We start from the raw sequence: 25,243 nt of genomic DNA, 5'->3' as shown, positions 1-25,243 counted from the left end.
TCAGGCCTCCTGGCTCTCCCACGTGCGCGGGTTCGCGTCCACGGGCACCGAGTGAATGAAGCTGACGAGGCGCGTGAGCACCTCCGGATCGGCGTCCGGGGGCACGCCGTGCCCCAGGTTCACCACGTGGCCCGGCGCAACGGCGCCCCTGGCCAGGACATCAAGGGTGTGGGCCTTCAGCGGCTCCCAGCCCGCGGAGAGCAGGGCCGGATCGATGTTGCCCTGCAGCGGCACGTTGCCGCCCAAACGGGACTCGGCCTCGTCAAGGGGAACGCGGTAGTCCACACCCATGACTGTGGCTCCGGCGTCCAGCATGGACGGCAACAGCTCGCCGGTGCCCACGCCAAAGTGCACCAGCGGCGTGCCAAGGTCCGCTACGGCGGCCAGGGCGCGGGCGGAGGCGGGCTTCACGAGCGCGTCGTAGTCGGCGCGGGAGAGGGAGCCGCCCCAGGAGTCAAAGAGCTGCCCGGCGGACGCGCCGGCCTCGATCTGGGCGCGCAGGAACTGCCCGGAGACGTCCGCGGCCCAGCTGGCCAGCGCGGCCCAGGTCTCGGGGTCGGAGTGCATCAGGCGGCGCGGGCCAAGGTGGTCACGGGAGGGCTTGCCCTCCACCATGTAGGCGGCCAGGGTGAAGGGCGCGCCGGCAAAGCCGATGAGCGGGGTGGAGCCAAGCTCCGCGACCGTGAGACGGACGGCCTCGCGGATGGGGTCAAGCGCAGAGTCCTGCAGCCGGGGCAGCGCCGCCACCTGTTCCGCGGTGCGGATGGGCTCAGCAAAGACCGGGCCAACGCCGGGCTTGATCTCCACGTCAAGGCCGGCCAGCTTCAGCGGGACCACGATGTCAGAGAAGAAGATGCCCGCGTCCACGTCGTGGCGGCGCACCGGCTGCAGCGTGATCTCGCTGGCCAGCTCCGGGGTCAGGCACGCCTCGAGCATCTGCGTGCCCTGGCGCACCTGCTTGTACTCGGGCAGGGAGCGGCCGGCCTGGCGCATGAACCACACTGGCCTGCGCGAGGGCTTGCGCCCCTGGTATGCGGCAAGGAGGGGGGCGTCCGCCGTGACGCCGCTGACGAGGGGGTGAGATCCACTAAGGGGCATGCCCCCCATTCTGCCGCTTGAACCGCCCTGGAACGAAACTGGGGAGAGGCACGCCACACCGAGTTCTACGGAAAGTAGAAAAATAGGGCCGTGCCGCACGGAAACTGGGGCGCCACGCCGCACGCACGCAGCGTGGTGAGGGCGCCCTCACCTGAATCTGCGCCTCCGGAGGACTACACTTTTGGGATTGTGGTGCTGATGTCTTTGATTGCCTCCCATGCGGAGCTAGACCTGGAGACCGTTGCCCGCCTTTCGGCGGCCGCGGGCTCCCTTTCGCCGTCCTCGCTGGCGGCCTCCCCCGCACTGCAGGGCACCGTGGTTCTCTCCACCTGCAACCGCTTTGAGATCTACGCGGAGGCCGGTGAACACGATGGCGTGGACGCCGCCCGCTCGGCCTTGGTTGACCAGGTCGCAGGGGCCGCAGGTATGGACCGCGATCAGGTCTCTGAGGCACTGACCACCCGCTCCGGCGCGGACACTGTGCGCCACCTCTTCTCCGTTGGCGCCGGCCTTGACTCCGCGGTCGTCGGGGAACGCGAGATTGCCGGTCAGGTACGCCGCGCCCTCATTGAGGCCCAGTCCGCCGGCACCGCCACCGGCCGCCTCACCAAACTTTTCCAGAGCGCCTCGCGTGCGGCCAAGGAAGTGCAGACCTCCACCACCCTTGGCTCGCGCGGCAAGTCCATCGTGTCCGTGGCCCTTGACCTGGCAGAGGACGTTGAGCCGGGCGCCTGGGCGGAGCGCACCGTGGTGCTCTTTGGCACCGGCGCCTACGCCGGCGCCACGCTGAAGCTGCTGGAGGAGCGCGGCGCGCGCACCATCGGCGTGTACTCCGCCTCCGGCCGCGCAGAGGAGTTTGTGGCCTCCCGCGGTGGCGTGGCCCTGGACGGGGATGATCTGGCGCTCTGGCTGGCCCAGGCGGACGTCATCATCGGCTGCTCCGGCGGCTCCCAGCGCCTGGAGCGCGAGGACCTGACGGAGGTACGCACCCCCGGGCACCCCCTCATTGCCATTGACCTGGCACTCTCCCACGACTTTGACCCCGCCCTTGATGAGCTGGACGGGGTGAGCCTGCTGACCCTCGAGTCCGTACGCATGGCCGCACCCACCGAGCAGGTGGACTCGGTGCGCCGCGCCAGCCAGATCGTGGCGCAGGCCACCGAGGAGTTTGAGCGGGACCAGCGCCAGCGCACCGCGGACTCCGCGATTGTGGCGCTGCGTCGTCACACCCAGTCCGTCCTGGAGTCTGAGGTCTCCAAGGTCCGCGCTCAGCACGGCTGCACCGCAGCGGCGGAGGAGGTGGAGTTCGCCATGCGCCGCATGATCAAGCAGCTCCTCCACGTCCCCACCGTGCGGGCACGGGAGATGGCGGCGGAGGGCCGCATCGAGGACTACACGGACGCGCTCGAGTCCCTCTTTGGCATCGAGGTGCCGGTCTCCCCCGCGCACAAGGCCCGCAAGGCCGCCACCACCCAGCCCCAGCGCGCCACCGCCGCTGAGCTGGCGCAGGCAGCCGAGCTGGCAGCGAAACTCAGCCACGCGGCGTCGGGCATGGACACCGTTGCCGCCGCGCCCACCTGCCCAGCCGGCAGGGAGTTGCAGAGTCCCTTGGAACGCTCGGCCTGAGCTTGGGCCGTTCGTCGCGTGACCCGGCGTAGCATTGCGCCGAGCCCTCCCCCGTCAGACAGAAGGCGATCGTGACCAGCACCCCCCACATCAAGCAGGCGCGCCTGCCCCGGGCAGAGCGTCGCGCGCAATTACTCGCCGCCGCTCACACCGTCTTTGCCGAGCGCGGCTATCACGCGGCCGCCATGGATGACATCGCGGAGGCCGCCAGCGTCTCCAAGCCGGTGCTGTACCAGCACTTCCCCGGCAAGCGCGAGCTCTACCTCGCGCTGCTTGATTCCGAGCTCACCGAGCTGCAGGACCGCCTCACCGACGCGGTACGCGGCACGGATGACAACGCCGAGCGCGTCCTGGCGACGGTGCGCGGCTACTTTGACTACATGGCCTCGGAGTCCGGCTCCCACCGGCTCGTCTTTAGCTCCGACCTGGCCAATGATCCGGACGTGGCCACCCGCATCTCTGCCTTTGAGAGCGCTATTGGCGCGGAGATCGGCAAGATTATTGAGGCCCAAGCGGGGCTGGAGCCGGACGCCGCGGAGTTGCTTGGCCACGCACTGGCTGGAGCCGCGGAGACCGCCGCGCTGCGCTGGGTGGATGAGCCCTCCGTGCCGCTGGAAGAGGCGGTCATGTTGGTGACGCGTTTAGCCTGGCGCGGAATCGCGTGGTTCCCCAAGGATTCTTCCGAGGCGTGACATACGGTGGGGTGGACAAGTTCCCCGCAGGCGGCCCGCTGGTCGTGGCCGCGGTCGAAAGGAGACGCACGTGGACGTGCGCATCGGAATTCAGAACGTGACCCGCGAGCTGGTACTGGAGACGGATGAGTCCGTCGAGGACCTCTCGAAGCAGGTGGCGGACGCCACGGCGAACGGCACGCTGCTGAAGCTGACCGACTCCAAGGGCCGTCAGCTCTACGTGGCCGGCGCCGGCATTGCTTACGTCGAATTCGGTGGCGAGAAGCAGCGCCCCGTCGGATTCGCCCAGGGTTAAGAAGGACCGCGCATGCGTCAGAGCTATCTGCGCCTGAGCCACGAGGCCGCCGCCGAGTTGAGGGATTCCCTCGACGCGGCGGCGGCCTCTGCTGGTCTCTCCGCCGAGTATCCGGAGGCTGCCCTGACTGAGGCGGTCGCGGCAGTGGCCGCCTACGACCCGCCGCAGCAGGACCTCACCGACGTGCCGTTCTTGACGATTGACCCTGAGGGGTCAACGGACCTGGACCAGGCACTCTGGATTGAGGCCACCGCGCAGGGTTGGCGCGTGCTCTACGCCATCGCGGACGTGCCGGGTTTTGTGCCCGACGGCGGTGCGCTGGATGCCGAGACAAGGCGCCGGGGAGAGACCGCTTACCTTCCCCAGGGTCGCCTGCCGCTGCACCCGGCGGTCATTTCCGAGGACGCGGGATCGCTGTTGGCAGACCAGGTCCGCGGGGCGTACGTCTGGGACATGGCGGTGGCCCCGAACGGGGACGCCACGCTGACGGCGCTGACCCGCGCCACCGTGCGCAGCCGCGAGCAGCTGAGCTACCCGGAGGCGCAGGCCCGCCTGGACGCCGGCGACCCGTTCATGGCCGCGTTGCACTCCTTTGGCGAGGCGCGCCGCGCCCAGGAGGAGCGCCGCGGGGGCGCCAACCTTGACCTGCCTGAACACGAGGTGGAGCCGGATGGTTCCGGCGCCTACAAGATCACCTCCCGCGTGCCGCTGGTGATTGAGCAGGACAACGCACAGGTCTCCCTGATGACCGGCATGTGCGCGGCCCAGCTCATGCTGGCGGCCAACGTGGGGTTGTTGCGCACCATGCCCGCCCCGGATGAGGGCTCGCTGCGGCGCTTCCGCGCAGTGGCCGCCGGGCTGGGCCACCCCTGGCCCGCGGACATGCACTACGGGGCCTACCTGCGCAGCCTTGACGTGTCCCATCCTCAGCAGCTGGCCATCATGCACGCGGCCGGTTCGCTCTTCCGCGGCGCCGCGTACACGCCCTTTGATGGCGCGCCTCCCGAGGCGCCGGAGCAGGCAGCTGTTGCCGCTCCCTACGCCCACACCACCGCTCCCCTGCGCCGGCTTGTGGATCGCTTTGCGCTGATCCTGGCTCACGCTCAGGCCAACGCGGAGGCCATCCCCCAGGCCGTGCGCGCGGCGCTCCCCGTGCTGCCAGAGGCCATGAAGGCAGCCACCTCCGCTGTGGCCGCCGCGGAGCGTGCGTGCCTGGACATTGTGGAGGCCAGCCTGCTCTCCTCTCGCGTGGGAGAGAGCTTTGAGGCCATCGTGGTGGACGGCCGCCTGCCCGGCGCCAGCGCGGACGGCAGCAAGCCGGCCCCCAGCGTGAAGGTGCAGCTCCTTGACCCGCCCGTCTCCGCCCGTGCGGCCGGCCAGGCGGACTCCGGAACCCGGGTCAACGTCGTCGTGGAGGAGGCCGCGATCGCGGAAGGGCGGATCACCCTGCGAATCTCCACCCCGGCGCGGTAAACGCCCGGTAGAGTGCTCACATATCTGGATGCCCGGTCGCTCAAGAAGCACCGCACTATCGCGAACGCCACCGCGTCGCCCCGGGTGGGTTGAACCCGCCCCTGTATCCCGCGATCGGCTCCGCGAATCGCGCCGCTCCGCGGTCGCGCGCGCTGCAGTTGCAGGCGCCGACCTAGCTGGAAGCCCGGCGCCTGAACGACGGGACACCCCTTTCGTGACTGAAAACAACGCCACGTCCACGGACGTGCAGCAGGACCAAGCAGAGAACATCCCCGTTGAGGCCATCGTTGCGGAGACCGCCGTGGTGGAGGTTGCCGCGCCGGTGCAGCAGAGCTTCGCCGAATTCGGCGTGAGCCAGGAAATCATCGACGCGCTGGCGGAGAAGGGCATCACCTACGCCTTCCCCATCCAGGCCATGACCCTGACCGTGGCCCTTGGCGGGCACGACATCATTGGGCAGGCCAAGACCGGCACGGGCAAGACCCTGGGCTTTGGTATCCCCGCGCTGCAGCGCGTGGTGGGCCCCGGTGAGGACGGCTTTGAGAAGCTGACCAAGCCCGGCGCCCCGCAGGCCCTCATCGTGGCCCCCACCCGCGAGCTCGCGGTGCAGGTGGCAGAGGACCTCACGGTGGCCGCCTCCAAGCGCCCCGTGCGCATCGCGACCATCTACGGCGGCCGCGCCTACGAGCCGCAGATCGACCAACTGAACAAGGGCGTCGAGCTGGTGGTCGGTACCCCCGGCCGCCTGATTGACCTGATGCGCCAGCGCCACCTTGACCTGAAGCACGTGCGGATCGTGGTCCTGGATGAGGCGGACGAGATGCTGGATCTTGGCTTCCTTCCGGACGTGGAGACGCTGCTCTCCGCCGTCCCTGAGGTGCGCCAGACCATGCTGTTCTCGGCGACCATGCCCGGCCCCGTCGTGGCCATGGCTCGCCGCTTCATGTCCCAGCCCACGCACATCCGCGCCGCTGATCCGGACGATGACTCCATCACCAAGAAGGACATCCGTCAGGTGATCTACCGGGCTCACCACCTGGACAAGGACGAGATCATCGCCCGCGTGCTGCAGTCCGAGGGCCGCGGGCGCTCCATCATCTTCACGCGCACCAAGCGCCAGGCCGCCCGCCTCTCCGAGGAGCTCACCGATCGCGGCTTTGCCGCCGGCGCGCTGCACGGCGACCTGGGCCAGGGGGCACGCGAGCAGGCGCTGCGCGCCTTCCGCAACGGCAAGGTGGACGTGCTGGTTGCCACGGATGTGGCCGCGCGCGGCATCGACGTGGATGACGTGACGCACGTGATCAACCTGCAGTGCCCGGATGATGAGAAGACCTACCTTCACCGCGTGGGCCGCACCGGCCGCGCCGGCAACAAGGGCACGGCCATCACCTTCGTTGACTGGGAGGATGTGCCGCGCTGGGGCCTCATCAACAAGGCCCTTGGCCTGGATCAGGCCGAGCCGGTGGAGACCTACTCCTCCTCCCCTCACCTGTTCACCGATCTGTTCATCCCCAAGGGCACCAAGGGCCGCCTGCCGCGTGACAAGCGCGTGTTGGAGGGCCTCTCCGGCGAGCAGCTGGAGGACCTGGGAGAGACCGGAAAGTCGGGTCCCCGTGACGGCGGGCGCGACGGCGGCCGTGGCGGTCGCGATGGTGGCCGCGGCGGCGAGCGCGGCGGCAGGGATGGCCAGCGCGACGGCGGTCGCGGCGGTTCCCGTGGCGGCCGTGGCCGTGGCGCTTCCTCGTCCGACGGCGGTGGGGAGCGTCGCGAGCGCACCCCGCGTGCCCCGCGTGATGAGCAGTCCACCAACGCCGGCTCCGCCGATGCGCCCGCCGAGGGCAGCGAGCGTCGCGAGCGCGGCAAGGGCCGCGCGGACCGTCCCGCGCACGAGTCCGGCACGCCCAAGACCGAGGGTGGCGCGCCGCGTCGCCGTCGCCGTCGCACCCGCCACAACGGCGGCTCCGAGGGCGGCTCCGCCGAGTGATGTGAGGGCGCCGGTTCCTCCGGCGCCCTGCTGAGGCCCGTCCCCCCGCGTTGTGCGCGGAGGGGCGGGCCTTTGCCGTTGGTGCAGGGCACCGCTGGTGGTGGGCCCTGCATGGGTGGCAGGGCGCCGCCGCCGGTCGTGGGCCCTGCATGGGTGGCAGGGCGCCGCCGTTGGTGGGCCAGCGGTTGCGCGCCCGGATAGGGTCTGTGGGTGAGTTCCACCCCAGCGCCTGTTCCCCTCCCCGCGCCTTCCGCTTCGCTGCGCCGCAACCGGCTTGCGGTGCTCATCAACTTCTTTGCGGTCGGCTTTGGCCTGGCCGCGTGGGTGGTGCACGTCCCCAACGTCATGGGCGCCACGGGACTGGACGACGCCGGGCTGGGATTCCTCCTGCTCGTCATGGGTGTGGCGTCACTGGCCGCCATGCAGGGCGGGGGCTATCTGAGCGCCCGCTACGGCTCACGGGGGCTCCTCATCGTCGGTGCCCTGGTCATGGTGGTGGGGTTGCTTGGCGCGGGGCTGGCCCAGACTCCGCACTGGCTCGGCGTGGCGCTGGGGGCCTTCGGTGTGGGGTCCGGTGCCATGGACATTGGCATGAACGAACAAGCCGTGCGGGTGGAGCGGGCCTATGGCCGGCCCATCATGGGCTCCATGCACGCCTTCTTCTCCGTGGGCGGGGCAACCGGCGCGGCGGTGGGCGTGCCGTTGCTCTCCCTTGGCCTGCCCAGCGCGGCGACCATGGGCATCATGGGCGGTGTCTCACTCCTGCTCGCCGCGGTTGCCCTCCCCTGGGTTCTTGCCGGGCCGGCCGTGGAGGAGCCGGCTGCCATGCATGCCGCTCCCGCCCCAGCGGACCACGCCGCGCCGGAGAAACCCGGTGGGCCAAGCGTCCTCAGGCTTGGCACCATCTTGGCCATCATGGCCTTCAGCTTTTTCCTCGCGGAGGGAACCGTCAACGATTGGTCCGCTCGCCACAGCGTGGAACACCTGGGCCAGAGCGCGTCCACCGCGGCCATCGCCTACGGCGTCTTCTCCGTCTTCATGACCCTTGGCCGCTTTGCGGCTGACCGGGTGGCGGGCGCCGTTGGCGCCGTGGCGGTGGTCCGCTACGGCTCACTCCTTGCCGCGGCCGGCATGGCACTGGTGGTCCTCGCGCCGTCGTTCCCTGTTGCCGTGGCTGGGTGGGGACTCTACGGCGTCGGGCTCTCGGGGATTGTGCCGCAGCTCTTCAGCGCCGCCGGCGCGCTGGTCTCCGGGCCGCGCGCGCCCGTGGTGCTCTCGCGCGTGGTGGGCGCGGGGTATGTGGGGCTGCTGGCCGGGCCTGCCATCGTGGGGTGGCTCTCCGCAGGGATCGGGCTCAATCAGGCGCTCCTGCTGCCGGTGCTGCTGTGCCTCATGGGCACCGCGCTCTCTGTCAGCCTGCGCGGCGCAGGTCCTCGAGCGTGAAGCCGGCGTAGTTCTCGGTGCCAGCCGCCTCGATAATGCGTGCCAGCTGATCCGGCGCGGTCGTATTCTCGGCCAGGAGGTTGGGCTTGCCCGCCCCGTGGTAATCGGAGGAGCCCGTGACGATCAGGTCGTGTTCCGCAGCCAGCGCCAAGAGCTGCTTGCGCCCAGCTGGGGAGTTATCGCGGTGATACACCTCCACGCCGTCCAGGCCAGCCTCCACCACTGAGAGCATCTCGCGCTGGGAAATGACGCGCCCGCGCTCGGCTGCCACCGGGTGGGCCATGATCGCGACTCCCCCGGCATCATGAATCACACGAACCGCCTCATGCGGGTCAAGCGCGTCCGTGCCGACGTAGTACTTGGTCCGCGCGGAGAGGATGCTCGCGAAGGCCTCCGTGCGGTCCTGCACCACCCGAGCGGCGACCAGCGCGTCGGCGATGTGGGGGCGGCCGATAGTGGCCCCATCCTGGGTCTGCCCCACCACCTGCGCCCAGTCAATGGGGAAGTCCTCTGCGAGGCGCTCCACCATGGCCCTGGCGCGGTGATCGCGCGAGTAGCGCAGCTCCGCCAGGCGGCTCAACAACTCCGGCGATAACGGATCCGGGAGGTAGCACAGCATGTGCACGCTGATGCCTGACGCAGGCATGCGGCACGTGACCTCCATACCGCCCACCCAGCCAAGGCCCAAGGCGAGCGCCCGTTCCTGCGCCTGCGCCCACCCATTCATCTGGTCGTGATCCGTGAGGGCGACGATGTCCACGCCCGCCGCAGCGGCGGAGTCCACTAGATCCGCCGGAGACTGTGTGCCGTCGGAGACCCAGGAGTGCGTGTGGAGGTCAATGCGCATGAGCCCAGGTTATGCGAGGGAGTGTACGGCGGGTAAACCCGGGCACCTCGATCTGGCCACTCATCTTTTTGGCTGGGCCCATGCTTTGCGCCTCAATGTGTGCGGATGCAGGCCAAAGCGGGACTGCATCCGCACACATCGGGGCGCAAAGCTCCCGCATGGGCCCACGTCCCCGCGGCTGCACGCGTGGACCACCAGTGGTGGAGTTCTTGGCTTAGCCGGCAGCGTGGCTGCGCTCCTCGCGTTCCTGTGCCACCTTCAAGATCCGCGGCCGGGCCAGGAACCACCCCCCGATCAGCACCGGGAAGAGCAGGAGCAGTGATGCCAGCACCCAGCGTCCGGTCTCCGAGAATCCCATGGTGACCAGCACAAAGAGGAGGAAGGCCAACGTGGCGTAAGAGGTGTACGGGGCCCAGAAGAGCCTGAACTTGGGCCGCTCGTAGAGGCCCTTCTTGGCCAATTGCACGTAGCGGATGTGGCTGATCAGGATGGTTGACCAGCCGCCGATGATGCCGATCGCGGCGACCTCCAGCACAATCTCGAAGGCCTTGGCCGGCACCACGGCGTTCAGGCCCACGCCCAGCAGGGTGAAGACGGCGGTCAACACGATGCCGCCGTAGGGGACACCGTTGGAGCTCATGCGTCCGGTGAAGGCCGGAGCCGAACCGTTCACGGCCATGGAGCGCAGGATGCGACCGGTGGAGTAGAGGCCGGCGTTGAGGCTGGAGAGCGCGGCCGTGAGGACCACAAAGTTCATGACGGCCGCGGAGGTTTGGGCTATCTGCGGGTTGCCAATGTGGGAGAAGAAGGTGACGAATGGGCTGGTGCCACCCTCGTAGGCGCTGGTCGGCAGCAGCAGCGCCAGCAGCAACACGGAGCCAACGTAGAACACGGCGATGCGGATGACGACCGTGTTGATGGCCTTGGGCATCACCTTCTGCGGGTTCTCCGTCTCGCCGGCTGCGGTGCCGATGAGCTCAATGGAGGCGTAGGCGAAGACGACGCCGGAGATGGCGAGCATCGGGGCCACGGCGCCCATGGAGAACCAGCCGCCCTCGCCGCCGATCACGCCAAATCCGGTGGCGCCTATGTCGGTGCGGCCACCAAAGACGATGAAGCACACGCCGACGATCAAGAAGGCGACGAGTGCGGCCACCTTGACCAGCGCGAACCAGAACTCCATCTCACCAAACACCTTGACGGAGACCAGGTTCAGGGCCAGCACCAGCACCAAGGCCACGAGCGCGGGGATCCACTGTGGGGTATCTGCGATCCATTGCACGTCAAAGAGCACGCCAAAGGTCTTGAAGTAGAGCGCCGCGGCCGTCACATCAACGATGGAGGTGAAGGCCCAGTTCAGGAAGTACAGCCAGCCAGCGCCGAAGGCGATCTTCTCGCCGTAGAACTCGCGGGCGTAAGAGATGAAGGAGCCGGAGGAGGGGCGGTGCAGCACCAACTCGCCGAGTGCGCGCAGGATCAGGAAGGCGAAGAAACCACAGATGGCGTAGACCAGAACCAGGGCCGGACCGGAGCTGTTCAGCCGCCCGCCTGCGCCCATGAAGAGGCCGGTTCCGATGGCGCCACCGATGGCAATCATCTGGATCTGGCGCGGCTTCAGAGACTTGTGATAGCCCGCATCCTCCGCCGCGGTGTCCTGCACGGCCTCAAGCTCATCGCCCAGGTGCTGGCGGTTATTCTCCACCTGCACCGACTCGCGCGGCGTGCGATCCTTCTTGGTCATCATTGACTCCATCTCCACAGATTGCCCGGCCAAACGATAAACCGAATCCGCCGCGATGCAAACTCTTGCCCCTCGGCAAGGCTTTGCGCCTCAATGTGTGCGGATGCAGGCCAAAGCGGGACTGCATCCGCACACATTGAGGCGCAAAGCCAGCCAGAGCCCCCGGCCACGACGTCAGTTCACCGCAGGCGTGGCTCCGGAACGTCCTCCGGGAGCGCCCGAGTCATGACCACGCTCCGGTACCGCTTGCCCGGCCACTGGATGCTGTCCTGCTCCTTGAATCCCCACCCCGAGTAGATGGTCCGGAGATGAGCGGCAGGTTCGGCGGTATCCAGACCAATCGATGTGGCCCCTTGCTCCCGGCACCACGCGTACCCAACGTCGCGCAAGTAGCTGGCCGCGCCCTTCCCCCGGAACGCTGGGTCCACCGCCACTTGGTTCAACCAGGCCCTGCCAGGAACCCTGGCCTGGGGAGTCAGCGCGGCCAATGCGGCCTCAGCCGGCCACGACATAGTCAGGCACGCCACCAAGGCATCGTTCTCTTGCAGCACCCAGGTGGGCCCTCCTTCTGCCCGCTTCAGCGTCACGTCCTCTGGCTGATCCACACCCGTGAAATTTAGCCCCAGCGCGCCAAGTTCGGCGTAGGCCCGATGAATCATGGCGGTCAGCGCCGGGACATCCTCGCGGCAAAATCGTCTCAGAACTACCCCGCCGTCCTGCCTCATCGTCCTGCCGCCGCCAGGATCGCGGCCTCGGTCTGCGGGCTTAACCCCGCGCGGCGTTCACGCGAGACGCCACGCGCCACCTCGTCGTCGAGCATCCGTTCAAGGGTCTGAGTCAGCGAGCGGGGAGATCCATCCTGGCGCCGGAAGGCGCTCCCATCGCGCTGCATAAATCCGGCCTCGGACATTGGAATCCACAGCGGCAAGGAGCGCGGCCCGGACCAATAGTTGACTCCTAGCCCTACGAGCGACTCGTCATCAAGGTGCACCATCTCACCGCTAAAGCCGGTGACCGCGCGGACCTGCCCAAAGAACTGCTCCATGGTGTGCACTTCGCCCACGGCATTCACCGATCCCGTGGAGCCTGCACCCCCAGCCGTAGCAATCCAGCTCGCCAGATCCGCCACGTCAATCAGTTGCACCCAGCGCTCGTGGAAAGTGGGTGCCACCACTCGCCCGCCCCGGCTCAGGCGCGCCAGCCAGTATCCGGCGCGGTCACTCGGGTCTCCCGGACCAACGATGAGCCCAGGCCGCGCGATCAGCAGGCGGTCTCCCAGCCCAGCCAGCGACGCTTGCTCCGCCGCCACCTTGGCGTCGGGGTACTGGGCCAGGTCTGCTGGAACCACCAGTTGGGCCGCTTCGTCAGCACCCGCCGTCGTGCTGTCCGCATAGACGGAGACGCTGGAGACCAGCGTCCAGTGGGCTGCGCGCTCACCCAGCGCCTCCAGCGCGGGCCTGACCAGCTCGGGCTGGTAGGCCAGCTCCACCACCTCGTCCCACTCTCCCGGCACCAGACCATAGGTGTGCGGATCCAGCCGGTCACCCTGGACCAGACGCACCCCGTCCGGAGCCGCCCCAGACTCCCCCCGCGCCAGGCACACCACCTCCGCGCCCCGGTCTCTGTGTGCCGCGGCGATTTCGGCGCCCAGCCATGCGGTTCCGCCCAAAATCAGTACGCGTTTCATGCGCCTCAGTCCAGCAGGGCTCCACCCCCGTCGGCAAGGCTTTGCGCTTCGATTTGTGCGGATGCAGTCCCGATTGGGCCTGCATCCGCACACATTGAGGCGCAAAGCGGCCCGGCCACCCAGCGCGCCCCGCCGGAACCACCCACATCCCGCGCCCCACCCCGCAGAACCGCCCCACCCCACCGGGCCACTCCACATTCCAAACGCGCCCCCGGTTGGCGTGCGCGCAGGCGTGGTGGGAGCATGGGGAGCGTGATGACACAGAATCCCGAACCTGGCACCCCCGGCGATGAGCAGCCCCTCGAGGACCGCGTCAACAACCGCTCCATGAAGCCTGATTCCACGGCGTTTAAGGCCTTCATGGGCTCCCAGTGGGCAGCGTCCACCGATGCCGGCGTCACCCGCGCCGCCTCGGCAGACTACGCCGCTGAGCGACGCGTCAAGCTGTCGGCCCGTTTCCCCGGCGAGCGCCTGGTGATCCCGGCCGGCCCCCTCAAGGTCCGCTCCAACGACACCGACTACCGTTTCCGCCCGCACTCGGGCTTTGCGCACATGACAGGACTCGGCGTGGACCATGAGCCGGACGCCGTGCTGGTCCTGGAGCCGGTCGAGGCCGGCGCTGGCGACGGCGGCTCCGGCCACGTCGCGACCCTGTACTTCCGCCCCATGGCCGGCCGCGACACCACCGAGTTTTACTCCAACGCCCGCTCCGGCGAATTCTGGATTGGCCCCCGCCCCACGCTTGATTCCCTCGCGATGGTCACCGGCCTGCCGACCGCGCACATGGACCTGGCCTTGGAGGACGCACTGACGGAGAACGCCGGCAACGCCGCCTTTGGTGGCCTCAGCCTGCGCCTGCTGCGGGACGTGGACCCGACCGTTGACGCGGTTGTGGACACCTCGCGTTACAACACCTCCGTTGATCTGGAGCACGCTGACAAGCTGGACAGCGAGCTCACCGAGGCGCTCTCGGAGCTGCGCCTGATCAAGGACGCGTGGGAGATTGAGCAGATGCGCGCCGCGGTGGATGCCACCGCCAACGGCTTTGCCGACGTGGTTCGCTCCCTCCCCCGCGCCATTGAGCACAAGCGCGGCGAGCGGGTCGTGGAGGGCGCCTTCTTCTCGCGGGCTCGCGAGGAGGGCAACGATCTGGGCTATGACACCATCGCCGCCTCCGGCAACCACGCCACGATCCTGCACTGGATCCACAACAACGGTCAGGTCAATACCGGCGACCTGATGCTGGTGGACGCCGGCGTGGAGGCGGATTCGCTCTACACCGCTGACATCACCCGCACCTTCCCGGTTGATGGCACCTTCACGGATGTTCAGAAGCGCATTTATCAGGCGGTGCTCGACGCCGCGGACGCAGCGTTCGCGATCGTGAAGCCCGGGATCACCTTCCGCACGGTGCATGAGACGGCGCTGCGCGTGCTGGCCGAGCGCCTGCACTCCTGGGGCCTGCTGCCGGTCTCCGTGGAGGAGGCCGTCTCCCCGGAGGGCCAGCACCACCGCCGCTGGATGCCGCACGGCACCAGCCACCACCTTGGCTTGGATGTGCATGATTGCGCGCAGGCCCGCCAGGAGCTGTACCAAGAGGGCGTCCTGGAGCCCGGCATGGTGTTCACGATTGAGCCCGGCCTGTACTTCAAGGCCGAGGACCTGGCCGTCCCGGCCGAGTACCGCGGCATTGGCGTGCGCATCGAGGACGACATCCTGGTGACCAAGGACGGCGCGGAGAGCCTCTCCGCCGCGGTCCCGCGCACCGTCGAAGAGGTCGAGGCCTGGATGGCTGGCACCGCCAAGTAGCACCCCGCTTCACGACAGAAGGGCCGCTTCCCACGGGGAAGCGGCCCTTCTGTTGTTGAAACACCAGCGCGCCGGCGCAGTAGCTAGAGCCCGGCCGACGCAGCGGCCAGAGCCCGGCCGGCGCAGTAACTAGAGCCCAAAGGCCTCCGGGTCCTCGTCAATGCGCTCTGCCACGCGCAGCTCAACCTTCTCCGCGTCCACGGTGTCCTCCCAGCGCTGGTTCAGGGCGTCAATCACATCACGCACCTTCATCCCAGCCTCCTGGTCCACGGTGAGCCCGTCCTCGATCCAGTTCCAGGCGGCTGCGAGCTGCTCGGCGGCGTCGTCAAAGTCAAGGAATCGGAGCCCCTCCACCATGTCCGCCACGGCGTCGTCCGCCCCCTCGCCCAGTTCCTGCAGGGCGTCAATGAGGCCGTCCTCGTCCGTCAGCTCCACCAGGCGCAGCGTGGAGTGGGCCGCCATGGGCCCCTCCGGAACGCTCACGCCGGATTGCAGCTGCCGCTCGGCCCGCTCACGCAACCGCGCGACGTCGTCCAGGCGATCCGCGGCGCTCAACGCTCCTGGCCCCCTTGCTGATCCTGACCGTAGTCCGGGTCCTCTGCCGGCGCTGCGGGCGCCTGAATCACCGGCGGAGCCACGCCAAAGCTCTGATCCCCTGGCACCGGGACCTGCGCCGGCGGCTGGATGGGCGGGTAGACGGGAGCCACGGGCTCCTCCGCCGCCTGCTCGGCTGCGGCCGCTGCGGGGGCTGCGTCCTGAAGGTGCTGCTCCTGCTCCGCCGCCGGCGCGGGGACGGGAGGCAACGGGAAGGCGTCCACTGGCAGGGTGGGCAGCGCCTGCGTCGTGACCTGGGGTTGCGCAAACACCTGGGTGGGCGGCTCTGCGGCGAAGGCTGAGCGCTCCGCACGCTCGCGTTCCAGGCGCTCCTGGTGCTCGCGCTCCTCCAAGGCCCGCGCCTCGCGGCGGCTCAGCGGCGCCTCGCCCTCCTGCTCGTGATCGCCCTGCTCGCCGTCCCACTCCTGAGCGGCCGGCTGCTGGGTGTCAGGAAGGTCGGTGCCGGGCTGGTGACCCGCAAACGCGGCGCTGTCCTGCTCGCTGCCCGACGCCGCGTGGGAGGGTTCCACGGGAGCGGTCGGTCGCTGCCACCCGGTTTCATAGACGGCCGGAGCCGCCACCGGCATGGCCTGGGTCGCGACGTTCGGGACGTCCTGCGCCGCAGTGTCCTCAAAGACGGGCGCCGTGTGCGCGGGCGGAGTCGCGGGCTCGGGCGGAGTCGCGGGCGCGGGCGTCTGGGCAACGTCAGCCGCCTGCGCGGGGGCGTCCACCTGCGCCGGGGCGTCCATCGGCGCGGGAGCCTGCGGCGCCTGGGTCGCCTGCGGAGCCTGAGAGGCCTGCGGCGCCGGGGCGGCCTGCGGCGTCTGCTGCGCCACCTCGTCGAGGCGCACGCCGTAGCGCGGGCGACCATCGTCAAGGTCGCCGTAACCAAAGTCCTGCGTGGGGGCCGGAGCCTGCTCGGGGGCGGCGCCGGGTACCTGCTGTTGGGGGGCCTGCCCGCCAAAAGTCTGCGCGGTTCCTGCGCCAAGGCCGGCGCCCGTGGCGTCCTGGCCCCAGCCCGTTCGCTGGGCTGCCTGGGATGGGCTCATGGGCAGCTTGGCGGCCAACTGCTTGGCCTGGTTGGCCACCGAGTAGTCCACCACCACGTCCCAGCTGCTCGGCAGAATCTGGCTGGTGGAGGCAAAGTCCCGCTTGCCGCGCTGCATGGCGTAGCTGACCACGTTCATCAGCATGAAGAGGACGGCGCCCAGGAGCATGCCGGCCAGGACCGGTGCAAGGTTTCCGGGGGCGGACGTGCCAAAGATGGAGAGGAGGATGCCAAAGATCAGACCGATGAAGGCGCCCTGTAGCGCGCCCAGCCCCGCCACACGGGGGTAGGAGAGCTTGGAACGCACGCGTTCCACCTGCTTCAGGTCATTGCCAATGATGGAGACGTTGGAGACGGGGAAGTCGTTGTCTGCAAGGTAATCCACCACCTTTTGGGCATCCAGGTAGTTGTCGTAGCGCCCGATGACCTCTCCACGAGGAATCGTGGGGAAGATCCGGGAGGCATTGTTGGCCGGGGTGCTCATGCCCCCATTCTGCCGCTCCGCGCGCCCGCTGTCGCCCCGCCACCCGGTAGCCTGGGGATGTGAGCAGCTCAAAGATCTTCATCGCCCGACTGCTTGGCCTCGATGTCTTTGATCCTTTGGGGGATCGATTAGGCCGTCTACGAGATGCGGTAGTCCTTCAGCGCGGCCCTAAACGCCGCGCTGTTTGTGTTGGCATCGTGGTGGAGGTCCTGGGCAAGAAGCGCGTCTTTGTGCCCATGACTCGCGTTCAGTCCATGAACTCCGAGCAGGTCATTGCCTCTGGCCTGGTGAACCTGCGCCGCTTCCAGCAGCGCGGGGCAGAGACCCTGGTGGCCGCGGAGCTCTTTGATCGCCGTGTCACGTTCCTTGACGGCAGCGGTCAGGCCGTCATCGAGGACATTGGCTTGGGGCGCCTCTCCAACGGCGACTGGGTGGTTGAGGAGTACTTTGTGCGCCGCGGTGTGCCCGGCGCCGGCCTGCGCGCCCTGCGCCGTCGCGGCGGCGCCACCGTGATCGTGGCCTGGGATGAGGTGGTGTTCGGTCAGGTGGAGGAGCCTCAGGGCGCCGCCCAGTTCATCGAGTCCCATGACGAGCTCAAGCCCGCTGACTTCGCCGATGCGCTGCATGAGATGACGGAGAAGCGCCGGCTGGAGGTCGCTAGCGAGCTGCAGGATGACCGCCTGGCAGAGGTGCTCCAGGAGTTGCCTGATGATGAGCAGGTCGCCATTCTCTCCGCTCTGGAGACGGAGCGCGCCGCTGACGTGCTGGAGGAGATGGACCCGGACGACGCCGCTGACCTGCTTTCCGAGCTTCCTGAGACGCAGAAGGAATCCCTGCTGCAGCTGATGGAGCCGGAGGAGGCCGAGGACGTCCGGCGCCTGCTGGAGTATGAGGAGAACACCGCAGGTTCCATGATGACCCCGGTGCCGATCATCCTTCCGCCGGAGGCCACGGTGGCTGAGGCGCTTGCCTCGGTGCGCCGCGAGGAGATCAGCCCCGCCCTGGCCGCCACGGTGTACGTGTGCCGCCCGCCGTTGGAGACGCCGACCGGGCGCTACCTTGGCCTGGTGCATTTCCAGGAGCTGTTGCGCTCCGCGCCGCCGGAGCAGGTGGGCAAGTTAGTGGACACCGACCTGGAGCCGCTCTCCGACTACGCGAATGTGCAAGAGGTCTCCCGTATGCTCGCGAGCTACGACCTCACTTCAGCGCCGGTGGTCAACGAGGAGGGTCGCTTGGTCGGCTCCGTCACCGTGGATGACGTGCTGGATCACCTCCTCCCGGATGACTGGCGAACGCACGATGACGACCAGCCGGTGCGGGCCACTGCGCGCACCAATCTGCGGGCCAAGTCCAGCCCCAAGCCGGCCCAGGCTGGGCCAAACGACGCAAGCAAGCCGGGGAAGAACGCCAGCAAGTCCAAGCACAAGACAAACAAGACGAAGAGGGGGTGAAGCGCGTGGCAGAGAAGAATCCGCGCCGGACCACAACAGGATCCGGGCTGGACACTCCCATGACCGCCCGCCAGCGCTTCTTCCCGCGCCTGGCCCCCAACCCTGACGCCTTTGGCTCGCAGACGGAAAAGTTTGCGCGTTTCATGGGCACGCCGCAGTTCCTGGTCTGGATGACCATGTTCTGTGTGATGTGGCTGCTGTGGAACACCCTTGCACCGCAGTCCTGGCGCTTTGACTCCGCCACCATGGGCTTTACCGCCCTGACCCTGATGCTTTCCCTGCAGGCCTCCTATGCGGCGCCGCTGCTGCTGCTGGCGCAGAACCGCCAGGATGACAGGGACCGGGTCTCCGTCACCGAGGACCGCTCGCGGGCAGAGCGCAACCTCACGGATACCGAGTACCTGACGCGGGAGATCGCGAGCCTGCGCCTGGCGATGAGGGATGTGGCGACGCGTGACTTTGTGCGCTCGGAGCTGCGCAACGTGCTGGAAGAGGTGCTGGAGGAACGCCAGGGCGTGGAAGATGCCAAGGCTCAGCGCCGCCGCGAGCGCGAGCGTGAGCGCTTTGAGCGGGAGAAGGATCGCGATGAGAAAGAGCGCGAGGAGCGCGAGCGCAGGTGAGTCTCACCGCTGATGCCATCCGCTCCGCCCTGAGCCGAGTCATGGATCCGGAGCTGCGCCGCCCCATTACCGAGCTGGGAATGGTGGACTCGGTCCAGGTCAACGGGACCGCGGCGCAGGTGGGCATCCTGCTCACCATTGAGGGTTGCCCCCTGCGCTCCACCATCGAGGCGGACGTGGAGCGGGCGGTGCTCTCAGTGGAGGGCGCGGAGTCCGCTCAGATCACGGTGGGTTTCATGAGCCCGGAGCAGCGCCGCACCCTGGTTGACTCGCTCAAGCGCCACACGGTCGCCTTCACCCAACCGGGCTCGCTCACGCGCATCATCGCCGTCGCCTCCGGCAAGGGCGGGGTGGGCAAGTCCTCGGTGACGGTCAATCTGGCGGCGGCCATGGCCGCGCAGGGCCTCAGCGTCGGCGTGATTGACGCGGACGTGCTTGGCTTCTCCGTGCCCGGCCTCATGGGGATCACCTCCTCCCCCACCCGCGTCAACGAGATGATTGTGCCGCCGGTGGCCCACGGCGTGAAGGTCATGTCGATCGGCATGTTCCTGGCGGATAACTCCCCCGTCATGTGGCGCGGGCCCATGCTCCACCGCGCCCTGGAACAGTTTGTAACGGACGTTCACTTTGGCGATCTGGATGTGTTGCTCCTTGACCTGCCGCCGGGCACCGGTGACGTGGCCATCTCGGTGTCGCAGTTGCTGCCAGAGGCCCAGTTCCTGGTGGTCACCACCCCGCAGCATGCGGCCGCGGAGGTGGCGGAGCGCGCCGGGCTGATGGCCCAGCAGACCGGGCACCAGGTGATGGGCGTGGTGGAGAACATGAGCTGGATTCAGCTCCCGGACGGCTCCCGACTGACACCCTTTGGTGAGGGCGGGGGGCTCGACGTCGCGGGGAGGCTTTCAGAGGCGGGCGGCACCGAGGTGCCACTTTTGGCCAGCCTTCCGCTGGATGCTGCACTGCGCGAGGGGGGCGATGGCGGCGTGCCGGTGGTGCTCAGTCAGCCCGGCTCGGAGAGTGCCAAGGCGCTGACCGCGTTGGCCACTTCGCTGGCCCGCCGTCCCCGCGGCCTGGCCGGGCGCTCGCTCGGCGTCACGCCGCGGTAGCGGCGCCTTCCAGAACCAGCGACTCGCGCCGCCGCGCCCGGTGGCAGCAGCCCCCGCAAGCGCGGATTCACGGTGCAGCGTTTCTAGGTGGCTTCGTCGTCAAAAGGCGCCCGTGCGCCGTCGGGCAGGGAGGCGTCCTGTGCGGATTCCGCCCGCGGCTTGGTCAGCGACACCGTGGGCTGGGCGGGAAGCGCCGCCGGGCGGGGGGCCTGCGTGAGCTGGGGCTGGGCCGGGGACGGCTCGTTCTCCTCCAACAGCGCGTCGCGAATGATCTTGCGGGGGTCATACTGGCGCGGATCCAGGCGGCGCCAGTCAATGTCGGCAATCTCATCGCCGGCTTCCTCGCGCAGTTTCTCCCGCGCGCCCTCTGCCATTCCACGCAGCGACTTGACCAACTGCGCCAGCTTTTGGGTGTACTCAGGCAGCTTCTCTGGCCCCAAGACCACCACCGCCAAGAGCGCGAGAATGATCAGCTCGCTACCGTTGATGCCGAACAAATGCCTGCCCTGTCGTTGTTGTAGACCGAAGATCCCCCGGCAAGCCTAGCCGCTTCCAGGAGCGGGCTCAGCGGGTGGGGTCTACCAGGCGGGCAAAGCCGCGCGAGAGCCGGTCCCAGCCGCCCACCTCCGCGGCCCGGACATCCTCTTGCCGGTCCTCCGCAATCTCCTTGACGCGGTCCACGAGCGCCGTGGTCTCCGCCTGATTCAGTGAGCTGTGCACCACGTACTCAGCGCCGCCCACCGTGACGGTGACGGTCCTGCCCGCGTCCGGCGTGGTCGCAGAGAGTGCCGAGCCCGCCTCGCTGGCATCTGCGCCGGAGTCTTGGCCGGAGGAGGCGTCGTCCTGGGCCGTGTGCTCAGAGCCAAGGGGCCTGGTCTCGCTGAGGACCACGGCGCTTCCGTTGCCGGAGTAAGTCATGGTCACCGAGCCAACATCACCCTTGCGGAAGCCGATGGAAGAGGTCATATCCAGGCCAAGGGTGCGCAAATCCGGGCAGCTCCATCCGTGCCGGCGCAGGTCGGCGACCTGGAAGCCGCTGAGGGGTTGGCCGCTGGTGGTGAAGTCATCCGCCGGTCCGCCCTCGTGGCTGGCGTCCGAGCCGCCTGCGTTCCAGGCGGCCATGAGCACGGCAACAAAGGCCACGATCGTGATGATGGAGCCCACCACCGGCACGGCGTTGGAGACCATCCTGCGCCGGGTGCCCACCATCACGGTGGAGCCGGTGTCCACGGGCGGCTCACCGGACTCGGCGCGCGTCTTGCGGCGGCGCTCGTTGCGTCGGAACTCGGCGACCAGGTCGCGGCATTCGGCGCAGCGGCTCAGGTGATGTTCCATGACGCGACGGCGTTTGGGCGGCAGGTCTCCGGCTACGTAGGCCTGCACATTGGCGTCCTGATGCATGAACACCATCGCGTCAGCGCCCCTCTGCCAGCGGCCGGCTGGACACGCTGGGGGCACGCGGGGCGCGGTGGGGCAGTGCCTGGCGAAGCTGCGTGCGGCCGCGGTGGATGCGGGAGCGGACGGTGCCAAGCTTGATGCCCAGCGTCTCCGCGACTTCCTCGTAGGAGTAACCCTCAAGATCACACAGCACCACGGCGGCGCGGTAGTCCGGGGCCAAGGCCTCCAGGGCCTGGGCCACGTCCTTATCCAGGTGCGCCCACTCGAAGCTGCGCTCCGGCCCGTCACCCAGCGCGGGGACGCGGTCCTCGGCGCCCTCTGGGAAGGGGTCAAAGCGCAAGCGGGAACGACGCCGCGCGCCGTCAAGGAAGAGATTGGTGGCGATCCGTCGCAACCATGCGTCCACGGATCCCGGAGTGAATCCGTGCAGGGAGCGCAGGGCACGCACGTAGGTTTCCTGAACCAGGTCCTCTGCGTCGGCGCGATTTCCGGTGAGGCGGTAGGCCAGACGGGACAGGACCGCGCCGTGCTCCGCTGCGAGAGTCTCTGGCGTGGGGATCGCCTGGGACTGCGGCATAACGGAAGGATTCACATCTGTCATTGTGCTCATTCAGCCTGTGAAGTTGCTGGGCCTCAGCCCCGGCCAAGCCGTGATCTGCGGCGGCACTAGGATGGGGAGGTCACCCGCCCTTTCAGCAGGAAGCCCCACGTTTTCATGAGTGCCGAGAAGCACAGCAGTTGGTCCTATGCAGAGGCCCTTCCCGTCGAGGATGAGGTGCTGGTCCGCGCTCGCGATCGGGGCTACGAGTTGGGGGTCCACCCCGTCTCCGCAGCAGTGGGCTCGCTCCTGACCGTCCTGGCCTCCATGATTGCTGCCCGGACCGCCGTGGAAATCGGCTCCGGCGTGGGTGTCAGCGGCATCTGCCTCTTGCGGGGCATGAACCCCAAGGGGACCCTGACGACCATGGACCCGGACATTGAGCATCTGGACGCCAGCCGGCAGGCGTTCATTGAGGCGGGGTTCCCTTCCCACCGCACCCGCGCCATCAACGGGCGCAGCCAGGATGTGCTCCCCCGTTTGGCGGATGCTTCCTACGACCTGGTGCTGGTGGACGGAGCCCGTCAACGCGTCACGGCTGACGTGATGGAGGCCGCGCGAATCCTTCGGCCCGGCGGCACGCTGATCATCAACGACGCGCTGGATGAGGACAAGGTGCCCCAGCCAGCCGTGCGCCGGCCAAGCACGCTCGCCGCGCGCCAGGCCCAGCGGTGGCTGCGGGATGAGGAGAACTTCAACTGGGTCATGCTGCCCACCGGCACCGGCGTCCTAGTGGCCGTGCGGCGCTCCTAGCCTCCGGGGCCGCAGACCAAGCCAGGCGCCGCATCGTGCCCGGAGTGACGCATGGCCCCTGCACAGCAAGAACGGCCCGGGAGCGTGAAGCTCCCGGGCCGTTCTTGTGTTGCTGGTGGTTCAGGCAGTGACGTCGACGAGGCAGTCCTTCAAGGCCTGCGCTTCGTCCTTGTTCAACTCCAACACCAGGCGGCCTCCCCCATCGATCGGCACGCGCATGATGAGGCTACGACCCTCTTTGGTAACCTCCAGTGGGCCGTCTCCGGTGCGCGGTTTCATGGCAGCCATGTCGGTGCTCCTCAGCTCATCAAGGGCGGTTCTCCGCCCGGAACTCCCGGATTGGGTGCGGCCTCTCCAGGTTTATACATTCGTTAGTATCCCGGATTTACGCGCGTGGGGCCAATCACAGTGAATGCTGGCCGTCTCTTGCGCGCCCTTCTAGGTCACTTTCGTTAGATTCTTGCGTCACATCCGTGCCATGTGCGCCAGGAGGAAGCAGGGCCTTGAGGCGCTCCACCTCGGCGCCAAGGGAGTCCAACTCTGCGCCAAGCGCGTCCAGGACCGCATCCACTTGATCGCAGCGATACCCGCGCAGGGCCGGGGACAGCCTCACTGCATCGACGTCTGCGGCCCGTGGGTGCTGGGGCAGCAGGACCGGGGGCAGCACCGGGTCCGGCTCGGCAAGGCCAAGCAGGGGCGGGGTGGCATCCAGGGGCTGGGTGGAGCCCTTTGAACCGCTCCTGAACAGCAACACCGCAAGCGCTCCGACCACTGCCAGGGCTATGAACAAGACGATGTACTGCATGCTTATCCCCTTAGTCCCGGCCCGTAGCGTGCGCCACGGCCTCGGCGGGATCGTCGGTGACGAGGGGGCGCAGCACGTCCGCTTCGGAGATGGTGCCCTCCTCCTTCAAGGTGTCCCGCAGCCAATCGATCAACGGCGTCCAGAACTTCACGCCGACCAGCGCCAACGGATAGTCCCCCACCTTGCCGGTCTGGATCAGCGTCATGACCTCAAAGAGTTCGTCCAAGGTTCCGATGCCGCCGGCGCAGACCACGGCACCCTGGGTGTACTTCACAAAGTTCACCTTGCGTGCAAAAAAGTAATGGAAGGGCACGGCGAGCTTCACGTACTTGTTGAAGCCGTCCTCAAAGGGAAGCGAGATGCCCAAGCCGACCGACACGCCGTCGCCCTCCACCGCGCCCCGGTTCGCCGCCTCCATGACGCCCGGCCCACCGCCGGTGACGACCGCGAAGCCAGACTCGGCGACCGCTCGCCCCACGGCAAAACCCAGCTCATACGCCTCGGTTCCCTCCTTGAGCCGCGCTGACCCAAAGACGGCGATGGCGGGGCCCAGCTTCCCCAGGATGTCAAAGCCATTGACGAATTCTCCCTGGATGCGCATGGCGCGCCAGGCCTCCTCTCCGGGATCCGCGGCGTGAGAGGAATCCAGGAGCGCGCGGTCAAACTCGACGGCGCGCGTGCCACCCAGTTGGCGGGTCACTTCGGTGCGGTCATCGCTCATGCCCCCAGCCTAGGCGGTACAGGGGGGCGCACGCGGCAGCCGTCACTGACCACCCGGTCGGATTTCACTTGCATCACGATCAACATGAAGGAGTGCAGATACCGGCCTGGGAAAAGTCTGTGCGTTACGCTCTCAGATATGACCTCTGCACCTGAGAGCCACGTCACAACGAGCGACAGCGTCGTTTCTGTCAAGGACGTGCAAAAGCACTACGGAGCCCTGCATGTCCTCAAGGACATCAACCTCAACGTAACAAAGGGTGAGGTCGTGGTGGTCTTGGGGCCATCCGGTTCCGGTAAATCCACTTTGTGCCGCGCCATTAATCGCCTAGAAACCATCGACAGTGGAGAGATCCGCGTGGGCGGTGACCTCCTCCCGGAGGAGGGCAAGGCGCTGGCCACGCTCCGCGCGGAGGTGGGCATGGTTTTCCAGTCCTTCAACCTCTTCGCGAACAAGACCATCCTGGAGAACGTCACCCTGGGTCCCCTCAAGGTCCGCGGCATGAAGAAGTCAGAGGCGGACGCGCTTGCGCTCAAGCTCCTGGCTCGCGTCGGCGTTGAGAACCAGAAGGACAAGCTGCCCTCGCAGCTCTCCGGTGGTCAGCAGCAGCGCGTCGCCATTGCGCGGGCCCTGGCCATGCAGCCCAAGGTGATGCTCTTTGACGAGCCCACGTCCGCCCTTGATCCGGAAATGATCAACGAGGTGCTGGACACCATGGTGGGCCTGGCCAAGGAGGGCATGACCATGATCGTGGTGACCCACGAGATGGGCTTTGCCCGCAAGGCAGCGGATCGCTTCGTCTTCATGGCGGATGGTCAGATCGTAGAAGAAGCCACTCCCGAGGAGTTCTTCACGAACGCCAAGTCGGAGCGGGCCAAGGACTTCCTGTCCAAGCTCATCACCAACTAGCCCGGCCCGTTCTCAACAGGCCACTACTCTTCCGGCCCTCACCAGGGCCGGGTCTTCACAC

General features: G+C 68.1%; 25 protein-coding genes. 12 read left to right on the top strand and 13 right to left on the bottom strand.

What is annotated here, in order from left to right; genetic code table 11:
* The gene (gene hemE / locus DWQ67_RS01825; protein WP_121483869.1) at nucleotides 1-1,098 is read right to left on the bottom strand and encodes a uroporphyrinogen decarboxylase; all 1,098 of its coding nucleotides are present in this window, start codon (nucleotides 1,096-1,098) and stop codon (nucleotides 1-3) included.
* 189 nt (nucleotides 1,099-1,287) lie between these two features.
* Here hemE and DWQ67_RS01820 point away from each other — a divergent pair, with 189 nt between their 5' ends.
* From DWQ67_RS01820 to DWQ67_RS01795, 6 genes are all read left to right on the top strand, one after another.
* Nucleotides 1,288-2,724: a glutamyl-tRNA reductase gene (locus tag DWQ67_RS01820; protein WP_121484227.1), complete on the top strand. Its 1,437-nt coding sequence runs from the start codon at nucleotides 1,288-1,290 to the stop codon at nucleotides 2,722-2,724.
* Nucleotides 2,725-2,795: 71 nt separating this feature from the next.
* Nucleotides 2,796-3,416 carry a TetR/AcrR family transcriptional regulator gene (locus DWQ67_RS01815; RefSeq protein WP_233555862.1) on the top strand — a complete coding sequence of 207 codons (621 nt, stop codon included), beginning with the start codon at nucleotides 2,796-2,798 and terminating at the stop codon, nucleotides 3,414-3,416.
* Between the two features lie 70 nt (nucleotides 3,417-3,486).
* Nucleotides 3,487-3,711, top strand: coding sequence for a DUF3107 domain-containing protein (locus tag DWQ67_RS01810; protein WP_121483868.1), 225 nt, complete (start codon nucleotides 3,487-3,489; stop codon nucleotides 3,709-3,711).
* Nucleotides 3,712-3,723: 12 nt separating this feature from the next.
* Nucleotides 3,724-5,184 (top strand): RNB domain-containing ribonuclease, encoded by a 1,461-nt coding sequence (locus tag DWQ67_RS01805; RefSeq protein ID WP_121483867.1) that lies wholly within the window; start codon nucleotides 3,724-3,726, stop codon nucleotides 5,182-5,184.
* Nucleotides 5,185-5,398: 214 nt separating this feature from the next.
* Nucleotides 5,399-7,168, top strand: coding sequence for a DEAD/DEAH box helicase (locus DWQ67_RS01800; protein ID WP_121483866.1), 1,770 nt, complete (start codon nucleotides 5,399-5,401; stop codon nucleotides 7,166-7,168).
* Nucleotides 7,169-7,378: 210 nt separating this feature from the next.
* Nucleotides 7,379-8,611, top strand: a complete 1,233-nt coding sequence (locus DWQ67_RS01795) for an MFS transporter (RefSeq protein WP_121483865.1) — start codon at nucleotides 7,379-7,381, stop codon at nucleotides 8,609-8,611.
* On the opposite strand, the gene DWQ67_RS01790 is transcribed toward DWQ67_RS01795, so the two are convergent.
* The 4 genes from DWQ67_RS01790 to DWQ67_RS01775 form a co-directional block, all read right to left on the bottom strand.
* Nucleotides 8,580-9,458, bottom strand: a complete 879-nt coding sequence (locus tag DWQ67_RS01790) for a PHP domain-containing protein (RefSeq protein ID WP_121483864.1) — start codon at nucleotides 9,456-9,458, stop codon at nucleotides 8,580-8,582. The genes DWQ67_RS01795 and DWQ67_RS01790 overlap by 32 nt on opposite strands.
* A 214-nt stretch (nucleotides 9,459-9,672) precedes the next feature.
* Nucleotides 9,673-11,199, bottom strand: a complete 1,527-nt coding sequence (locus DWQ67_RS01785) for an amino acid permease (protein WP_121483863.1) — start codon at nucleotides 11,197-11,199, stop codon at nucleotides 9,673-9,675.
* 179 nt (nucleotides 11,200-11,378) lie between these two features.
* Nucleotides 11,379-11,804: a GNAT family N-acetyltransferase gene (locus DWQ67_RS01780; protein WP_158595324.1), complete on the bottom strand. Its 426-nt coding sequence runs from the start codon at nucleotides 11,802-11,804 to the stop codon at nucleotides 11,379-11,381.
* Nucleotides 11,805-11,920: 116 nt separating this feature from the next.
* A complete protein-coding gene (locus DWQ67_RS01775; protein WP_121483861.1) occupies nucleotides 11,921-12,886 on the bottom strand; it encodes a Rossmann-fold NAD(P)-binding domain-containing protein in 966 nt (321 codons plus the stop codon).
* Between the two features lie 255 nt (nucleotides 12,887-13,141).
* On the opposite strand from DWQ67_RS01775, the gene DWQ67_RS01770 reads away from it, so the two are divergent.
* Nucleotides 13,142-14,695, top strand: coding sequence for an aminopeptidase P family protein (locus DWQ67_RS01770; RefSeq protein ID WP_121483860.1), 1,554 nt, complete (start codon nucleotides 13,142-13,144; stop codon nucleotides 14,693-14,695).
* A gap of 129 nt (nucleotides 14,696-14,824) precedes the next feature.
* Here DWQ67_RS01770 and DWQ67_RS01765 read toward each other — a convergent pair whose 3' ends face one another.
* Nucleotides 14,825-15,250, bottom strand: a complete 426-nt coding sequence (locus DWQ67_RS01765) for a hypothetical protein (RefSeq protein WP_121483859.1) — start codon at nucleotides 15,248-15,250, stop codon at nucleotides 14,825-14,827.
* Nucleotides 15,247-16,821, bottom strand: coding sequence for a general stress protein (locus DWQ67_RS01760; RefSeq protein WP_121483858.1), 1,575 nt, complete (start codon nucleotides 16,819-16,821; stop codon nucleotides 15,247-15,249). Before DWQ67_RS01760 ends, DWQ67_RS01765 begins: the two co-directional genes overlap by 4 nt.
* A 59-nt stretch (nucleotides 16,822-16,880) precedes the next feature.
* Here DWQ67_RS01760 and DWQ67_RS01755 point away from each other — a divergent pair, with 59 nt between their 5' ends.
* From DWQ67_RS01755 to DWQ67_RS01745, 3 genes are read left to right on the top strand one after another with little or no spacing between them, the layout of a single operon-like run.
* Nucleotides 16,881-18,272, top strand: a complete 1,392-nt coding sequence (locus DWQ67_RS01755) for a magnesium transporter MgtE N-terminal domain-containing protein (protein WP_233555861.1) — start codon at nucleotides 16,881-16,883, stop codon at nucleotides 18,270-18,272.
* Nucleotides 18,273-18,331: 59 nt separating this feature from the next.
* Entirely contained in the window at nucleotides 18,332-18,892 is a 561-nt protein-coding gene (locus tag DWQ67_RS01750) for a DUF1003 domain-containing protein (protein WP_121484224.1), read from the top strand.
* Nucleotides 18,889-19,998, top strand: coding sequence for an Mrp/NBP35 family ATP-binding protein (locus tag DWQ67_RS01745; RefSeq protein WP_121483857.1), 1,110 nt, complete (start codon nucleotides 18,889-18,891; stop codon nucleotides 19,996-19,998). Before DWQ67_RS01750 ends, DWQ67_RS01745 begins: the two co-directional genes overlap by 4 nt.
* Nucleotides 19,999-20,081: 83 nt before the next feature.
* On the opposite strand, the gene DWQ67_RS01740 is transcribed toward DWQ67_RS01745, so the two are convergent.
* The 3 genes from DWQ67_RS01740 to DWQ67_RS01730 form a co-directional block, all read right to left on the bottom strand.
* A complete protein-coding gene (locus tag DWQ67_RS01740) occupies nucleotides 20,082-20,495 on the bottom strand; it encodes a Sec-independent protein translocase family protein (protein ID WP_121483856.1) in 414 nt (137 codons plus the stop codon).
* A 67-nt stretch (nucleotides 20,496-20,562) separates the two neighbouring features.
* On the bottom strand, nucleotides 20,563-21,408 hold the full coding sequence (locus tag DWQ67_RS01735) for a zf-HC2 domain-containing protein (RefSeq protein WP_121483855.1): 846 nt from the start codon (nucleotides 21,406-21,408) through the stop codon (nucleotides 20,563-20,565).
* Nucleotides 21,409-21,412: 4 nt separating this feature from the next.
* Nucleotides 21,413-21,973, bottom strand: coding sequence for a sigma-70 family RNA polymerase sigma factor (locus DWQ67_RS01730; protein WP_121483854.1), 561 nt, complete (start codon nucleotides 21,971-21,973; stop codon nucleotides 21,413-21,415).
* 138 nt (nucleotides 21,974-22,111) lie between these two features.
* On the opposite strand from DWQ67_RS01730, the gene DWQ67_RS01725 reads away from it, so the two are divergent.
* Nucleotides 22,112-22,747, top strand: a complete 636-nt coding sequence (locus DWQ67_RS01725; RefSeq protein ID WP_121483853.1) for an O-methyltransferase — start codon at nucleotides 22,112-22,114, stop codon at nucleotides 22,745-22,747.
* Between the two features lie 120 nt (nucleotides 22,748-22,867).
* On the opposite strand, the gene DWQ67_RS01720 is transcribed toward DWQ67_RS01725, so the two are convergent.
* The 3 genes from DWQ67_RS01720 to DWQ67_RS01710 form a co-directional block, all read right to left on the bottom strand.
* Nucleotides 22,868-23,035, bottom strand: a complete 168-nt coding sequence (locus tag DWQ67_RS01720) for a DUF3117 domain-containing protein (protein ID WP_121483852.1) — start codon at nucleotides 23,033-23,035, stop codon at nucleotides 22,868-22,870.
* Between the two features lie 115 nt (nucleotides 23,036-23,150).
* Nucleotides 23,151-23,552, bottom strand: coding sequence for a DivIVA domain-containing protein (locus DWQ67_RS01715; RefSeq protein WP_121483851.1), 402 nt, complete (start codon nucleotides 23,550-23,552; stop codon nucleotides 23,151-23,153).
* A 10-nt stretch (nucleotides 23,553-23,562) separates the two neighbouring features.
* On the bottom strand, nucleotides 23,563-24,273 hold the full coding sequence (locus DWQ67_RS01710; RefSeq protein WP_121483850.1) for an LOG family protein: 711 nt from the start codon (nucleotides 24,271-24,273) through the stop codon (nucleotides 23,563-23,565).
* A 138-nt stretch (nucleotides 24,274-24,411) separates the two neighbouring features.
* Between DWQ67_RS01710 and DWQ67_RS01705 the strand changes: the two genes are divergently transcribed.
* Nucleotides 24,412-25,182, top strand: a complete 771-nt coding sequence (locus tag DWQ67_RS01705; RefSeq protein ID WP_121483849.1) for an amino acid ABC transporter ATP-binding protein — start codon at nucleotides 24,412-24,414, stop codon at nucleotides 25,180-25,182.
* The last annotated feature ends 61 nt before the right edge of the window (nucleotides 25,183-25,243 follow it).

The organism is Galactobacter caseinivorans (assembly GCF_003640665.1).
In the GTDB taxonomy this organism is placed as follows: Bacteria; Actinomycetota; Actinomycetes; order Actinomycetales; family Micrococcaceae; genus Galactobacter; species Galactobacter caseinivorans.
The sequence above is the reverse complement of the archived record's forward strand: the minus strand, read 5'-3'. Positions and strand labels throughout refer to the sequence as shown.